The 14375-nt window shown below is 69.7% G+C and carries 14 protein-coding genes; 10 read left to right on the plus strand and 4 right to left on the minus strand.

The window, feature by feature from the left end; translation table 11 throughout:
- Positions 1-44: 44 nt before the first annotated feature.
- From ACFYTS_RS04000 to ACFYTS_RS04015, 4 genes are all read left to right on the plus strand, one after another.
- The gene (locus ACFYTS_RS04000) at positions 45-1415 is read left to right on the plus strand and encodes a bifunctional folylpolyglutamate synthase/dihydrofolate synthase (RefSeq protein WP_387302046.1); all 1371 of its coding nucleotides are present in this window, start codon (positions 45-47) and stop codon (positions 1413-1415) included.
- 183 nt (positions 1416-1598) lie between these two features.
- On the plus strand, positions 1599-2006 hold the full coding sequence (locus ACFYTS_RS04005; RefSeq protein ID WP_357279783.1) for a DUF4233 domain-containing protein: 408 nt from the start codon (positions 1599-1601) through the stop codon (positions 2004-2006).
- Between the two features lie 84 nt (positions 2007-2090).
- Entirely contained in the window at positions 2091-2507 is a 417-nt protein-coding gene (gene ndk / locus ACFYTS_RS04010; RefSeq protein WP_357279780.1) for a nucleoside-diphosphate kinase, read from the plus strand.
- A 480-nt stretch (positions 2508-2987) separates the two neighbouring features.
- Complete coding sequence (locus ACFYTS_RS04015; RefSeq protein WP_387301190.1) at positions 2988-6089, plus strand: translation initiation factor IF-2 N-terminal domain-containing protein; 3102 nt, start codon at positions 2988-2990, stop codon at positions 6087-6089.
- Between the two features lie 314 nt (positions 6090-6403).
- Here ACFYTS_RS04015 and ACFYTS_RS04020 read toward each other — a convergent pair whose 3' ends face one another.
- Positions 6404-6811: a DUF3224 domain-containing protein gene (locus tag ACFYTS_RS04020; RefSeq protein ID WP_357279777.1), complete on the minus strand. Its 408-nt coding sequence runs from the start codon at positions 6809-6811 to the stop codon at positions 6404-6406.
- A 305-nt stretch (positions 6812-7116) separates the two neighbouring features.
- Here ACFYTS_RS04020 and rplU point away from each other — a divergent pair, with 305 nt between their 5' ends.
- The 5 genes from rplU to ACFYTS_RS04045 all read left to right on the plus strand — a co-directional run bounded on the left by rplU (position 7117) and on the right by ACFYTS_RS04045 (position 11411).
- Positions 7117-7428, plus strand: coding sequence for a 50S ribosomal protein L21 (rplU, locus tag ACFYTS_RS04025; RefSeq protein ID WP_357279775.1), 312 nt, complete (start codon positions 7117-7119; stop codon positions 7426-7428).
- Between the two features lie 43 nt (positions 7429-7471).
- Positions 7472-7738 (plus strand): 50S ribosomal protein L27, encoded by a 267-nt coding sequence (rpmA, locus tag ACFYTS_RS04030; RefSeq protein ID WP_040806195.1) that lies wholly within the window; start codon positions 7472-7474, stop codon positions 7736-7738.
- 178 nt (positions 7739-7916) lie between these two features.
- Positions 7917-9371, plus strand: coding sequence for a GTPase ObgE (gene obgE, locus ACFYTS_RS04035; RefSeq protein ID WP_357279772.1), 1455 nt, complete (start codon positions 7917-7919; stop codon positions 9369-9371).
- Positions 9372-9555: 184 nt separating this feature from the next.
- Entirely contained in the window at positions 9556-10635 is a 1080-nt protein-coding gene (proB, locus tag ACFYTS_RS04040; protein WP_357090723.1) for a glutamate 5-kinase, read from the plus strand.
- Positions 10636-10919: 284 nt separating this feature from the next.
- The gene (locus tag ACFYTS_RS04045) at positions 10920-11411 is read left to right on the plus strand and encodes a DUF4254 domain-containing protein (RefSeq protein ID WP_357279770.1); all 492 of its coding nucleotides are present in this window, start codon (positions 10920-10922) and stop codon (positions 11409-11411) included.
- An 81-nt stretch (positions 11412-11492) separates the two neighbouring features.
- On the opposite strand, the gene ACFYTS_RS04050 is transcribed toward ACFYTS_RS04045, so the two are convergent.
- Together ACFYTS_RS04050 and ACFYTS_RS04055 are read right to left on the minus strand one after the other, a co-directional pair.
- Positions 11493-12593 carry a methyltransferase gene (locus ACFYTS_RS04050; RefSeq protein WP_357279767.1) on the minus strand — a complete coding sequence of 367 codons (1101 nt, stop codon included), beginning with the start codon at positions 12591-12593 and terminating at the stop codon, positions 11493-11495.
- A 147-nt stretch (positions 12594-12740) separates the two neighbouring features.
- Positions 12741-13580: an SDR family oxidoreductase gene (locus tag ACFYTS_RS04055; protein ID WP_387301193.1), complete on the minus strand. Its 840-nt coding sequence runs from the start codon at positions 13578-13580 to the stop codon at positions 12741-12743.
- Positions 13581-13672: 92 nt separating this feature from the next.
- Here ACFYTS_RS04055 and ACFYTS_RS04060 point away from each other — a divergent pair, with 92 nt between their 5' ends.
- Positions 13673-14158: a MarR family winged helix-turn-helix transcriptional regulator gene (locus ACFYTS_RS04060; RefSeq protein WP_357279762.1), complete on the plus strand. Its 486-nt coding sequence runs from the start codon at positions 13673-13675 to the stop codon at positions 14156-14158.
- Positions 14159-14163: 5 nt separating this feature from the next.
- Here ACFYTS_RS04060 and ACFYTS_RS04065 read toward each other — a convergent pair whose 3' ends face one another.
- The gene (locus ACFYTS_RS04065; RefSeq protein WP_387301196.1) at positions 14164-14343 is read right to left on the minus strand and encodes a hypothetical protein; all 180 of its coding nucleotides are present in this window, start codon (positions 14341-14343) and stop codon (positions 14164-14166) included.
- Between the last annotated feature and the right edge of the window lie 32 nt (positions 14344-14375).

Genomic DNA, 14375 nt, shown 5'->3' on the forward strand with positions numbered 1-14375 from the left:
AAGGCTCGCTGACCCACGGCACCTCCCCGGTGGACCTCGCCGAAATGGCGCTGGTCGAGGCCGAACTCGACCAGCGCTGGCCGGAGACCAAGATCGAGCCGTCGCTGTCCCGGATCGCGACGCTGATGGACCTGCTGGGCTCGCCCCAGCAGTCCTATCCGGCCATCCACATCGCGGGCACCAACGGCAAGACCTCGGTCACCCGCATGATCGACTCGCTGCTCACCGCGCTGCACCGGCGCACCGGCCGGATCACCAGCCCGCACCTGCAGCTGGCGACCGAGCGCATCGCCATCGACAACGCGCCCATCACGCCCGGGCGCTACGTGGAGGTGTACCGGGAGCTGCTGCCGTACATCGAGATGATCGACGCCCAGTCCAAAGCCGCAGGCGGCCCGGCCATGTCGAAGTTCGAGGTGCTCACCGCGATGGCCTACGCGGCCTTCGCCGAAGCGCCGGTCGACGTGGCCGTGGTGGAGACCGGGCTGGGCGGTCGCTGGGACGCCACCAATGTGATCGACGGCCAGGTCGCCGTCATCACTCCCATCGGTCTCGACCACACCGAATTCCTCGGCCCCGATCTCACCTCCATCGCGGGGGAGAAGGCCGGGATCATCAAGAAGGCCCCCGAGGACGAACTGTCCCCGCGCGACACCGTCGCCGTCATCGCCCAGCAGGAACCCGAGGTCATGGACGTCCTGCTGCGCCGGGCCGTCGAGGTCGACGCCGCGGTGGCGCGCGAGGGCTCGGAGTTCCAGGTGCTGTCGCGCCGGATCGCCATCGGCGGGCAGATGCTCGAATTGCAGGGCCTCGGCGGCGTGTACGACGAGATCTTCCTGCCCATGCACGGCGAACACCAGGCCCGCAACGCGGTGCTCGCCCTGGCCGCGGTCGAGGCCTTCTTCGGTGCGGGCGCGTCCCGTCAGCTCGATATCGATGCCGTGCGAGCCGGATTCGCGAGCTCCGTGAGCCCCGGCCGGATGGAGCGCATGCGCAGCGCGCCCACCATCTTCATCGACGCCGCCCACAACCCGCACGGCGCCAAGGCTCTGGCCGCGACCCTGACCAGCGAATTCGACTTCCGCAAACTGGTCGGCGTGATCGCGGTGCTGGGCGACAAGGACGCCGGCGGCATCCTCGACGCCCTGGAACCGGTCTTCGACGAGATCGTCGTCACCGAGAACGGCTCTCCGCGCGCCCTGCCCGTCGACGACCTGGCCAACCTCGCGGTCCAGCGCTTCGGCGACGAACGCGTGGCCGTCGCCCACGACCTGGCCGACGCCATCGAAACCGCCATCGCCCTCGCCGAGGGCGGCGAAGGCGATGGCACGATATCCGGTGCGGGCGTTGTGATCACCGGGTCGGTGGTCACCGCTGGTGCAGCCCGCTCTCTTTTCGGAAAGGATCCCGCTTGACGTCCTCCCCGTCGTTTGTGCGGGGATTCCTGACCTCGCGGTCAGGGTTTTCTGCTTCATCGCCGACAGCCCGCCAGGAGTGCTCTCCCATGAGGTCTTACATAAGCTCCACAGACCGTTGCCGCCCGCCCGGCGGCCACCACCATGTTAAGTCGCAACTCGGGTGCGCACGGAGGTTTTCCAATGAGTGATGATCCAAAGCCCGAAGTTCCGCAACCAGCGACCGACCCGTGGAAGGGCCTGCGCGGCGTCATGGCCGGGACGCTGGTCCTGGAGGCCATCACCGTGCTGCTCGCGCTGCCGGTGATCAGCGCGGTCGGCGGCGGCCTGCGCTGGTGGTCGGTGCTCTACGTGGTGGGCCTGGCCGTGGTCATGTTCCTGGGCGCGGGCGTGCAGCGCCGCTCCTGGGCCATCCCGTTCAACCTGGCCCTGCAGGTGGCCCTGCTGCTGGGCGGCTTCATCCACATCTCGATCCTGGTGATCGGTGTGGTGTTCGTCGCCGTGTGGGTCTTCGTGCTGTTCCTGCGCTCGGACGTGAAGAAGCGCATGGAGGCGGGAACCCTGCCCAGCCAGCGCATGTCGGGGGCCTGAGTGGCGCCGCCGAATCGGGCAGGCCGGGGCATCCGCCCCGGCCTGCGTTTTTCCTGCCGAGCAAGCGACGGTTAGGCTTCACGGGTGACTGAGCAGACCTTGGTACTCATCAAGCCCGACGGCGTGGCCCGCGGCCTCGTCGGGGAGATCCTCACCCGCATCGAGCGCAAGGGCCTGAAGCTCGCGGCCATGAAGCTCGTGAACGTCTCCGAGGAAGTGGCGGTCGTCCACTACGCCGAGCACGCCGAGCGTCCGTTCTTCGGTTCCCTGATCGAGTTCATCACCTCCGGCCCGGTCGTCGCGGCCGTGCTCGAGGGTGAGCGCGCCATCGCCGCCTTCCGTCAGATCGCCGGCGGCACCGACCCGGTCGAGAAGGCCGTTCCGGGCAGCATCCGCGGCGACTACGCCCTCGAGACCCAGTTCAACCTCGTGCACGGCTCCGACTCGCCGGAGTCCGCCAAGCGCGAGATCGACATCTGGTTCCCCGGGTTCGCGCACTGATCTTCCGGGAGCGTTTGCTCCCGCTTCCTCCTCGGCCGGGTCCGGGGCCACGCCCCCGGACCTGCCACCCAGCGGCCGCTCGCGAGACTCGCGAGGCCGCTCCGGGCCGCGTGGGCACGACGCCCCGGCACGGTGTGGGATACTGGCTCTGGAAGTGACCGACGCCGGCCGTTTGCGGCAGGCATCGTTCACCTTCGATTGACACCGCGGAGCGACGGACGATCATCGCTGCCGCCGACGGCTCCAAGACTCGGCCGCCGGGCAGGCACGCTGGATGAACGCTCGTGACACGGAGTTGAGCCAACCAACCAGGCGCCACGTGACCAGTTAGCCCGAACGACGAGATACCGGTGATAACGGGCCACGCGGCGCGAAGACTTACGATCTCGCGCCCCCGGGCGTGAGGCCAACAAGACAGCGCCCCCGCGTCGGCCGCGTCACTCCTCGGAGGAACGCGCCCGGGGGCCCCGAGGAGATTTCGTGGCCGATCAAGAGCCGCAGGACGCATCGCAGGTGAACGGTGAAGGGGGCGCTCAGATCACCCCGGCTGCCGGACAATTGCCGGAACGGATCCGAGTGCACGCACTGGCGAAGCTGCTGGGCACCACCAGCAAACGTATTCTGGCCCACCTGACCGAGATGGGCGCGCAGGCGAGAAGCCCGCAATCCAGCCTGGACCGGACCGTCGCCGAGACCGTGCGCGACGCCTTCGGACCGCGTGATGTCGAGGCCGCCCCCGCCGGACCCGAACCGATCGTGGAGACCACCGTCGACGCCGCCATCGCCGCGGACGACGACCGGGCCGCCGATGAACTGGCCGCCGAGGAAGTGGAGGCCGCCGAGGCCGCCGCCCCGTCCGCCACCGCGCAGACCACCCTGTTCGCCAGCCCCTTCCTCAGCGAGGCGCAGGCCGAGGAGCAGGTCCAGTACCAGCCGTCCGCCGTCGTCGCGGCGCCGCTGTTCCTGTCGCCGGACGCCACCGCGGTCGAGGAGACCCGCCGCAAGCGGCGCGAGCGCAAGCCGCGCGCCGAGGAGCCGGTGGCCGAGGAGAAGGTCACCGAGGACACCGCGGTCACCGAGGAGACCGCCGCCGAGGACGCCGAGGACGAGGGCGACTGGGACGGCGATCAGGATCGTGAGCAGCGTGAGGGCACCTCGCGCCGCCGTCGCCGGGGCCGTCGCGGCCGCGGCCGGGGCCGGGGCGAGCAGCACGGCGACGCCGAGGGCGAGGACGGCGAGGAGTCCGACGCCGAGGACGAGTCGGCCGAATCCGCCGAGGCCGACACCGCCGACGAAGACGACGACGCGGGCGTGCCCGAGGGTTCGAGCAGCCGTCGGCGCCGTCGCCGTCGCCGCCGCAAGGGCGGGGACGACAACGAGCCCGAGGTCTCCGACGACGATCCGCCGAACACCGTCGTGCACGAGCGCGAGCCGCGCAGCAAGCGCCGCGCGCAGGTCGACGAGGTGCAGGGCATCAGCGGTTCGACCCGCCTGGAGGCCAAGCGCCAGCGCCGCCGAGACGGTCGCGAGGCCGGCCGCCGCCGTCCGCCGATCCTGACCGAGTCGGAGTTCCTGGCCCGCCGTGAGGCGGTGGATCGGGTGATGGTGGTGCGCGAGAAGCACTTCGCCGACCACCCGACCTCCACCACCCAGGTGGCGGTGCTCGAGGACAACATCCTGGTCGAGCACTTCGTGACCTCCACGGGCTCGGCGTCCATGGTCGGCAATGTGTACCTGGGCAAGGTGCAGAACGTGCTGCCGTCGATGGAGGCCGCCTTCGTCGACATCGGCCGCGGCCGCAACGGCGTGCTGTACGCGGGCGAGGTGAACTGGGAGGCCGCCGGTCTGGGCGGCAAGGAGCGCAAGATCGAGCAGGCGCTCAAGCCCGGTGACACCGTGCTGGTGCAGGTGTCGAAGGATCCGGTGGGCCACAAGGGCGCTCGCCTGACCACGCAGATCAGCCTGGCCGGCCGCTTCCTGGTGTACGTGCCGGGTGGTTCGTCGACCGGTATCTCGCGCAAGCTGCCCGACACCGAGCGCAAGCGGCTCAAGGAGATCCTGCGCGACATCGTGCCGCAGGACGCGGGCGTCATCATCCGCACCGCCTCCGAAGGCGTCTCCGAGCCGGAGCTGGCCCGCGACGTGGAACGGCTGCAGGCGACCTGGCGCACCATCGAGGAGCAGTCCAAGCAGGGCTCCGGCGCGCCGAAGACCCTGTACGAGGAGCCGGACCTGCTGGTCAAGGTGGTCCGCGACCTGTTCAACGAGGACTTCTCGAAGCTGGTCATCGAGGGCGAGCGCGCCTGGACCACGGTCGAGAACTACGTCCGCACGGTCGCTCCCGACATGCTGGCCCGCGTCGAGCGCTACGACAACAGCGGCGTCGACGTGTTCGGCAGCCTGCGCATCGACGAGCAGCTGGCCAAGGCGCTGGACCGCAAGGTGTGGCTGCCCTCGGGCGGCACCCTGGTGATCGACCGCACCGAGGCCATGACCGTCATCGACGTCAACACCGGCAAGTTCACCGGGTCGGGTGGGTCCAACCTCGAGGAGACGGTGACCCGCAACAACCTGGAGGCGGCCGAGGAGATCGTGCGCCAGATGCGGTTGCGCGACATCGGCGGCATGATCGTGGTCGACTTCATCGACATGGTCCTGGAGTCCAATCGGGATCTGGTGCTGCGCCGCCTCACCGAGGCGCTGGGCCGCGACCGCACCCGTCACCAGGTCTCCGAGGTCACCTCGCTGGGCCTGGTCCAGATGACCCGCAAGAAGCTGGGCACCGGCCTGGTCGAGGCGTTCTCCACCACCTGTGAGACCTGCCACGGCCGCGGCATCCTGGTGCACAACTACCCGGTCGAGTCCTCGGCTCCGGCCGGGGACAGCGGTGAGGGCGTGAGCCGTCGCGAGGGTTCGCGTCGTCGTCGCAAGGACCGCAACGCGGCCGCCGCCGAGGCCGCCCCGGCCGTCGAGCCGGTGGCCGAGGAGCCGGCCGAGAAGCACGAGGACGAGGCGGAGAAGGCCGAGAAGGCCGCTACCAAGCGGGCCCACCCGGTCGCACTGGCCATGGCCGCCCACGCCGATCACCCCGACGAGGACGGTGTCGCCGAGGGCGCGCCGCTCACCAATGGCGCTGCTGCGGCGGCCGTGACCGAGGCCGCCGCCCTGGACGCGGCGGCCGAGGCAGCCGAGCTGGTCGAGGACGAGCAGGCCGCGTCCGGTACGCGGGCCGTCGAGTCCGCGTCCGCCGGGGACATCGTGGTGGTCGAATCCGAGCCGGAGGGAATCGAATCGCCGATCGCCGAGGCGCACGCGGCCGTGGCGGCGGTCGCCGCCGTGGAAGCCGCCGCGGCCCAGCCGGTCGTCTCGGGCCGTCGTCCCGCCCGTCGCCGGGTGGCGCGCACGGCGTCGGCTCCGGCCACCGAGAGCAAGGGCGCGGTGTTCGTGCTCTCCAGCGGTGATCAGGCCGACAAGCCGGGCTTCAACCTCGACGACCTGGCTCCGGCCGTGGTGCCGCCGCGCGCTCGCCCGCGTCGCCGGGCCGCGGGCCGTCCGGCCGGTGCGCCGGAGGGCGAGAACTAGCCGGTCAGCGTGAGACGAGTTGTGGCCCCGCCGGGTTCCGGCGGGGCCACAGCTTTTCCCCGGGGTGATGAACGCCATTCACGGATCGCTCACGGTCCGGCCATGTCGGGCGCACAGGCTCCGGGCGTCCGATCACGACTGAAGAAGGAAATACCATGGGTTCCGCAGCCGACTTCCTGAGCGATGTGCTCGTGCAGACCATCACCAAGCTGCTCTCCGCGGGCAGCAGCAGCGTCAGCGCGAAGTAGCGCCCGCCACCGGACGACCGTGGCCCCGCCGGAATCCGGTGGGGCCACAGGCTTTTCCCCGGCAGATCAGGCGAGTTCGTAGTCGAACCAGATGTGGTGGGTGCCGTCGGCGTCGATGGCGATATCGCCCGTGCCGGTGATGCCCGCGAGCTCGCCGGTGCCGCTGCCCACGACGATGACGAAGAACCCGTCGCGGCGATCGGCGCCCGTGGTCGAGGCCGAGTGCGCGAAGTTGAACGCGCCCGCGCGCCCGTTCAGCGTGCCCTCGAACGATTCCATCGCCAGGTAGGTCCCGATGCCCTTCTCCTGGTCGAAGGCGGAGGTGAACAGGGTGGCCGCCCGTCCGGAGATCTCGCCCTCGAACTGCTTCTCCATCATCGACAGTCCGACCGGCAGGCCGGTGGCGATGGCGGGGTCGGGGGTGACATCGGTGGGGGTGAAAGACTTGACGCTGAAGGTGCCGGTCGCTCGCATGACTCGATTCTGCCGGGGCGGCCGGGTGCGATCTTGTAAGAACGCGACAGTGTGGGCCGAGAGATGGGCTGCCCCGGTTTGGTCGGGGTTGGCGAGTCCTGTAGTCTTGGTCAGTCGCTGCCCCCTGCGATGGCACTCTGTTGTGACTAGTGCTGTGAGTGGGCCCATCGGTTCGCAGAACCTCTGGCCCGAGGCGGCGGTGAATACCCCCAGACCAGTCTGCGGCGGATGCCGGTGTGAACACCGGCGACCGGCCGTGTGAGCATAGTGCCGAGCACTTGTAAAGAAAGAAGGGCAGCCGACCGATGGCAACGTACGCAATCGTCAAGACCGGCGGAAAGCAGTACAAGGTCGCGGTCGGTGACCTGGTGAAGGTCGAGAAGATCGAGGGTGAGCCGGGCACTTCGGTGTCGCTGGCGCCGGTGCTCGTCGTTGACGGCTCCGAGCTGACCACCGATGCTGACAAGCTGGCGAAGGTTTCCGTGTCCGCCGAGGTCGTCGAACAGACCAAGGGCCCGAAGATCCGCATCCACAAGTTCAAGAACAAGACCGGCTACCACAAGCGTCAGGGCCACCGTCAGAAGCTGACGGTCCTGAAGGTCACCGGCATCAAGTAATCCGACTTGGGGTTCGTCACCCCGGCACGAGGAGTTCTGAGACATGGCACATAAGAAGGGTGCATCCAGCTCGCGCAATGGTCGCGATTCGAATGCCCAGCGGCTCGGTGTGAAGCGCTTCGGCGGTCAGACCGTCAAGGCCGGCGAGATCCTGGTCCGCCAGCGCGGCACGCACTTCCACCCCGGCGTCAACGTCGGCCGTGGCGGCGACGACACGCTGTTCGCTCTCGAGGCGGGCGCGGTGCAGTTCGGCACCAAGCGTGGTCGCAAGACCGTCAACATCGTGGTGCCGGAGCCGGTGAACGCCTGACCGGCGCACCGGAGTTCGCTCCACTAGCTTTCCGAAGCGGGTCAGGGTTTGTAGTAGCCCTGGCCCGCTTCTTTTTGTTCAGACACAGTGCTGTTCACAGCCCCGCTTCTGTCATTCCTGGCCGAGGCCCGGGGCGTCACATCCAGTCGACAAGTCCTGAAGGAGGATGATCACCGATATGTCCAAATTCATCGACCGTGTCGAGCTGCACGTGCGCGCGGGCAAGGGTGGGCACGGCTGCGCCTCGGTGCGCCGGGAGAAGTTCATGCCGTTGGGTGGTCCCGATGGCGGCAATGGCGGCAATGGCGGGGACGTGACCCTCGAGGTCGACCCGAACGTGCACACGCTGCTGGACTTCCATTTCCATCCGCATGCCAAGGGCGGCAACGGCAAGCCCGGTGAGGGCAGCAACCGCAATGGCAAGCAGGGCGAGGGGCTGCTGCTGAAGGTGCCGGACGGCACCGTGGTGATGAGCCTCGACGGTGAGGTGCTCGCGGACCTGACCGGTGCGGGCACCCAGTATGTGGCGGCGCGCGGCGGTCGCGGCGGGCTGGGCAACGCGGCGCTGGTGTCCAAGGCGCGCAAGGCGCCCGGCTTCGCGCTGCTCGGCGAGGACGGCCAGGAGCGCGATGTCGTTCTGGAGCTGAAGTCGGTCGCCGATGTCGGCCTGGTGGGCTTCCCGTCGGCCGGTAAGTCGTCGCTGGTGTCGGTGCTCTCGGCGGCCAAGCCGAAGATCGCGGACTACCCGTTCACCACGCTCGTGCCGAACCTCGGTGTGGTGCTCGCGGGTGACACCACCTTCACCGTGGCCGATGTGCCCGGTCTGATCCCGGGTGCGAGCGAGGGCCGCGGTCTGGGCCTGGACTTCCTGCGACATCTGGAGCGTTGCGCGGTGCTGGCTCACGTGGTGGACTGCGCCACTCTGGAACCCGGCCGCGATCCGGTGTCGGATGTGGACGCGCTCGAGGCCGAGCTGGCCGCGTATCAGCCCGCGCTGGCCGGTGACACCGGTCTGGGTGATCTCGCCGATCGCCCGCGCGTGGTGATTCTCAACAAGGCCGACATCCCCGATGCCGACGAGTTGGCCGAGTTCGTGCTGCCGGAATTCGAGAAGCGCGGCTGGCCGGTGTTCAAGATCTCGGCGGTGAGCCGGGAAGGTTTGCGGCCGTTGACCTTCGCGCTCGCCGAGATGGTCGCCGAATACCGCACCGCGCATCCGAAGGCGGAGCCGAAGCGCGCGATCATCCGCCCGGTCATCAAGGGCGACAGTGGTTTCCGCGTGATTCGCGATCCCGAGGTCGAGGGCGGCTTCATCGTGGTGGGCGAGCGCCCCGAGCGGTGGGTGCGCCAGACCCAGTTCGACAATGACGAGGCCGTGGGTTATCTGGCCGACCGCCTGGCTCGCCTCGGCGTCGAGGACGAGCTGGTCAAGCTGGGTGCGGAGCCCGGCGCTTCGGTGACCATCGCGGACTACTGCTTCGATTGGGAGCCTTCGATTTCCGCGGGCGTGGAGACCTTGATGACCCGCCGCGGCGTGGACCCGCGTCTGGATCAGACCGAGCGTATCGGCGCGGCGGAGCGCAAGCACGCCTCGCGTGTGCGCCGTGGTCTGGTCACCGACGACGACGAGTAATACAGTGCCGCGTGGCCGTTCGCGAGGAGGCGAGCGGCCGGTGCGGACGGACAATGAATTCGGGTGCGACGGTGCGTGGGTATCGCGGGCGAATTGAGGTGTGGTGCAAGTGAGTTCGAGTGGCGCGCAGGCCAATGGAGCGGAGGAGCTCGGCGCTGACGGGCTCAGTGCCGCGCGGCGGGCCATCGCGTCTGCGCGCAGCGTCGTGGTGAAGATCGGGTCGTCGGCGCTGACCAGCCTGGAAGGCGGTCTGGACACCGGCCGCCTGGACCAGCTGGCCGACGCGGTCGAGGGCCGCATGCGGGCGGGTTCGGATCTGGTGGTGGTGTCCTCGGGCGCCATCGGCGCGGGCATGGCCCCGCTCGGATTGTCCAAGCGGCCCAAGGATCTCGCCACCAAGCAGGCCGCCGCGAGTGTGGGTCAGCTGGCGCTGGCGCACGCGTGGGGGACATCGTTCGCCCGCTACGACCGGGTGGTCGGGCAGGTGTTGTTGAGCGCGGGCGACTTCGGCCGCCGCGAGCCGCACCGCAATGCGCAGCGGACCCTGGACCGGCTGCGGTCGCTGCACGCCATCGCCGTGGTGAACGAGAACGATACTGTCGCAACGGAAGAGATCCGGTTCGGCGACAACGACCGGCTCGCGGCGCTGGTCGCGCATCTGGTGGGCGCGGACGCGCTGATCCTGCTGTCGGATGTGGACGGCCTCTACGACGGTGATCCGCGCAAGGGTTCGGCGAACTTCATTCCCGAGGTGCGCAGTAGCGCGGATCTGGACGGCGTGATCGCCGGTTCGGGTGGTGCGCTGGGTACCGGGGGTATGGCGTCGAAGTTGTCCGCCGCCCGGCTGGCCGCCGACGCCGGCGTGCCCGTGCTGCTGGCCGCCGCGTCGGACGCGGCGGCGGCATTGTCGGGTGCGACGGTGGGCACGGCCTTCGCGGCGCGCCCGGTTCGGTTGTCGGCCCGCAAGTTCTGGGTCCGGCACGCCGCCGACGCGCGGGGTGCGGTGCATCTGGACGCGGGTGCGGTGGCGGCGGTGGCCGAGCGTCGCCATTCCCTGCTGGCCGCGGGTATCACCGAGGTGACGGGGCATTTCTTCGGTGGTGACGTGATCGATCTGATCGCTCCGGACGGCGGGCTGGTGGCTCGTGGCGTGGCGGCCTATGACAGCGATGAGTTGCAGACGATGAAGGGCCGTTCCACGGCCGTGCTGCCCGACAGCATGCAGCGCCCGGTCGTGCATGCCGACGATCTGGTGAAGGTTTAGTCGAGCGCCGGTTACGGGTGAATTGCGCTGGGGGAGAGGGCAAGTAACCGTACAGACTGGGCGGTCGTTCTCCTACTGGAGGGGCAGTGGGAGGGCGGGGGAAGGGCGGTGGGCGGGACCGGCGATCGGTTCATGCTGGAGGTGCACCCGGTGCCGCATCGAGATGTGCCCTTCGCCGATAGCGGTTGCCCGGATCCGGCGCGGTCCGCCCTTGCCGCGCCGGGCTCGCGGTCCGGCGGCCGCCCGCGGCTCCGGGTGCGCCCGCAGCGCCCGTGGAGGTAGGTATGTACGTACCCCAACCTGATAGCACCCAGTTGTGGCGGGCGAGCGGCCGTGACACCAGATACGACTACCCGCTGCTGCCCGACTGGCACGAACTGCTGGCCGCCTTCTGCGGTCACATCGGGGATCAGCCCGAGGACCACCCGGTCACCCGCTGGTCCCGCGCGCTGGCCGAACTGCATCTGCAGCGACGCCGGGTCCGCTCCGGCGATGTGGGCGGAATCGACGAGCTACGCGCTCAGCTGGTGACGTTCATCGACGAGTGGGTGGCGAGCCGAGCGCTGCGGAGGGGTGCAGCGCGGGCCGAATCCCTGGGGGCCGTGGTGGATGCGATGGCGGCCGCGCACGTGCGCGCCGTGCATCTGCTCAGGACGGCCGAGAATGTGTCGGACGAACAGGTGCACGCCGCCTGGTTCCTGCTGGCGCAGATGGCGGACGGCTGGACCGATCGGGCCGCAGGGGTTGTCGGCCCGCGGATCCGCCGTACCGCCTGAAGCGCCACCGGATCCGGGCGGTAGGAGGTAGCCCGCGGTGGGCGTGTGGATTGCGCCGCACACGCCCCGCGGGCGCCTCGTTCACACCGTCGGACGGGCCTCGATGACACAGTCCGGGGCGGCGGTCGTGGTGACCCCGGTGAGCACGAAACCGCTGCGGGACAGCAGGTTTCCGAATTCGTTCTGGGTCCGTTCCCGGCCGCCGCGGGTCTGGATCAGCATCTCCAGGTCGATGACCTTGCCCGGGTGCGGGCGGTGGTGCTCGGGCATCACCATCTCGATGATCAGCAGCCGCGCTTCGGTTTCCATGGCGGTGCGCACGGTGCGCAGGATGCGCTCGGCGTCGGCGTCGTTCCAGTCGTGGATGATGTGCTTGAGCAGATACGCGTCCGCGCCCTTGGGTACGACGTCGAAGAAGCTGCCGGGTTCGACGGTGAGGCGGCCGGCGAGCCCGGGGCCGAGCAGCTGCTCCTCGAGGCCCTCGGCCACCCGCGGCAGGTCGAACACGGTGCCGCGCATGGACGGATGGCGTTGCAGGATGTCGACGAGCAGGCTGCCGCGGCCGCCGCCGACGTCCACGATCGAGCCGAAGCGGCCGAAGTCGAAGGCCGCGTGGAGCGGTTCGGTGGCGAGGCTGCCGACGCTGGTCATGGCCCGGTCGAAGACCTGCCCGACCTCGGGGTGCTGTTCGGCGAACTCGAAGAACTCCATGCCCTCCAGCTCCGGCCACAGCGACCCGCCGGCGCGGACCGAGGTGGCCAGATGCGTCCAGTGCTTGCGATGCAGTTCGGAGCCGAAGAAGACGAACAGATCGCGCAGCGACACGTCGGCATCGGTGCGCAGCCCCTGCGAGACGCCGGTCAGCCGGTAGGTCCCGTCGCGGTGCTGCTCGAAGACACCCCAGCTGATCAGCAGGCGCAGCAGCCGGCGCAGTGCGTCCTCGTCCACGTTCAGGGTGCGCGCCAGCTCGGCGGCCGATTTGGGGCCGTCGGCCAGCACGTCGGCGATGCCGAGCTCGGCCGCCGCGCAGATGGCCTGGGAGACGTATCCGGCCGTCCCCAGCTCCAAGAGGGCGATGTGGCCGGGGACCAGCCGCCGGTGCAGGACGGCCAGACCGTCGCGCAACCAGGTGGCGGCGCGCAGGAGCGGCAACGGTGGAATCTTGGGTGATGCGGACGCCATGCTGAACTCCCCGGGATCGTTCGGCGACTGCGGGATTCGCCCGATCCTACGCGCCGAGCCCCTGGTGGTCCGCGGTTTCCGCGACTACCCGGCAACCCGCGCGGGATCGCCGGAGGTCGCTCGGCGTGGCGCGGGCGGCTCCCGCGGTCAGGAAACCGTGAAGGCGGGCGCGTTCTCGCGGGCCCACTGGGCGAAGGTGCGGGCGGGGACGCCGAGCAGGGTCTCGGTGGTGTCGGCCGGGGCTTCGGGCGTGTCGGTGGTGATGGCCCAGATGTTCAGCAGGGCGCTCACGATGTAGGGCGGCATGGTGCGCGACATCTGCGCCTCGGCCTCGGCCGGGGTGACGGTGGTGATCGGGATGTCGCGGCCGAGGGCCGCGGCGAGGTGGCCGATCTGCGCGCGGAAGCTGATCGCCTCCGGTCCGGTGAGAGTGACCGTGCGGCCCCGCAACTCGCCGCCGGTCAGGGCGGCGACCGCGATGTCGGCGATATCGAGCGGATGGATCATGGCCAGTGCGGCGTCCGGGTACGCGTGCTCGATCGGCGTGCGGGACGAGATCGCCGCGATCCAGCCGAAGGCGTTGCTGTCGAAACCGCCGGGGCGCAGCACGGTGGTGACGAGATCCGCTGCGGCGAGGGCGTTTTCGACGGCGAGGTGGTTCGCGCCGATGGGGTTGTCGGCGGCGTTCGGATCGTCGACCGCGGAGGAGGACAGCAGCACGACGTGCTCCACCCCGGCGGCGGCGGCGGCCCGCGCGAAGGTGTCCGCCGCGGCGGGGTCGGCGTAGAGGAAGACCTGGCGCACGTCTTTCAGTGCGGCGGTGAGGCTTTCGAGATCATCGGGCAGGGCGACGGCGTCGACCCCCGCGGGGAGGTCGAGGGCCGAGGGGGCCTTGCTGGCCGCGCGGACCGGGAGGCCGCGGGCGTGCAGGGAGGTGAGGACGGCTCGGCCGATCTGGCCGCGAGCGCCGGTGACGAGAATGGTCATGAAATGCATGCTGTCATGCATACAGTTGCTAGTCAACACATATGTTCCGATGTGCATGCAGATGCTGATGGGCATGCAGATACGATGTGGTGATGACGACGGACGACCGCACCCCCGACGAGCTGCTGGATGCCATCGGCCCGGCCTTCGGCAAGCTCCGCCGCGGCGTCCTGCAACAGGTTGAGAACCCGATCAGCGCCAAGGACTCCACCCGCGCGCTGGTGCTGGGTCTGGTCCTGGGCTGCGGACAGGACGAGCCGGGGGAGATGACGGTCGGCGGTATCGCCGCGGCCATGTGCGTGGATCCGTCGGTGGCGAGTCGCATGGTCACCGACAACATCAAGGCGGGCTACCTGCTGCGCGTCCCCTCACAGCTGGACGGCCGCCGCGCCGTCCTCGAACTCAGCCCCGAGGGCCTGGAGTTCATGACCCGCTTCCGCGGGCAGCAGCGCGCCGCCTTCGAATACATCACGGCCGAGTGGCCGGAACAGGACCGCCTCGACTTCGCGCGCCTCATGCTGCGCTACGTCGACGCCATCGAGAACCTCGAGAACCGGCGGCTCACCCCCGACGCCTGAGCGCGTCAGGGTCCGGAGGTTCCCCCATAGGTGGCGGCCTTGCCGTCCGGGTCATGGTCCGGGCCGTAGTCGACGGCGGAATGCTCCCGGTCGACCTCCTCGATCCACTGTGCCGGCTCGGGCGGCAGCTTGCGCCAGCGCGCCCGCGGATCGTTGGCCTCGTCCCCGCCGTTCCCCGTACTCATGCTCTCTCCCTTCCCCGTTCGACGGTACGCCC

This window comes from Nocardia sp. NPDC004151 (assembly GCF_042874235.1).
In the GTDB taxonomy this organism is placed as follows: Bacteria; Actinomycetota; Actinomycetes; order Mycobacteriales; family Mycobacteriaceae; genus Nocardia.

Excerpts from the sequence above, each read along its gene's own strand:
- ACFYTS_RS04000 (WP_387302046.1), top strand. The coding sequence starts at position 45 with ATGGCGCTGGTCGAGGCCGAACTCGACCAGCGCTGGCCGGAGACCAAG.
- ACFYTS_RS04005 (WP_357279783.1), top strand. The coding sequence starts at position 1,599 with ATGAGTGATGATCCAAAGCCCGAAGTTCCGCAACCAGCGACCGACCCG.
- ACFYTS_RS04020 (WP_357279777.1), bottom strand. The coding sequence starts at position 6,811 with ATGCGAGCGACCGGCACCTTCAGCGTCAAGTCTTTCACCCCCACCGAT.
- rplU (WP_357279775.1), top strand. The coding sequence starts at position 7,117 with ATGGCAACGTACGCAATCGTCAAGACCGGCGGAAAGCAGTACAAGGTC.
- rpmA (WP_040806195.1), top strand. The coding sequence starts at position 7,472 with ATGGCACATAAGAAGGGTGCATCCAGCTCGCGCAATGGTCGCGATTCG.
- obgE (WP_357279772.1), top strand. The coding sequence starts at position 7,917 with ATGTCCAAATTCATCGACCGTGTCGAGCTGCACGTGCGCGCGGGCAAG.
- ACFYTS_RS04045 (WP_357279770.1), top strand. The coding sequence starts at position 10,920 with ATGTACGTACCCCAACCTGATAGCACCCAGTTGTGGCGGGCGAGCGGC.
- ACFYTS_RS04050 (WP_357279767.1), bottom strand. The coding sequence starts at position 12,593 with ATGGCGTCCGCATCACCCAAGATTCCACCGTTGCCGCTCCTGCGCGCC.
- ACFYTS_RS04055 (WP_387301193.1), bottom strand. The coding sequence starts at position 13,580 with ATGACCATTCTCGTCACCGGCGCTCGCGGCCAGATCGGCCGAGCCGTC.
- ACFYTS_RS04060 (WP_357279762.1), top strand. The coding sequence starts at position 13,673 with ATGACGACGGACGACCGCACCCCCGACGAGCTGCTGGATGCCATCGGC.
- ACFYTS_RS04065 (WP_387301196.1), bottom strand. The coding sequence starts at position 14,343 with ATGAGTACGGGGAACGGCGGGGACGAGGCCAACGATCCGCGGGCGCGC.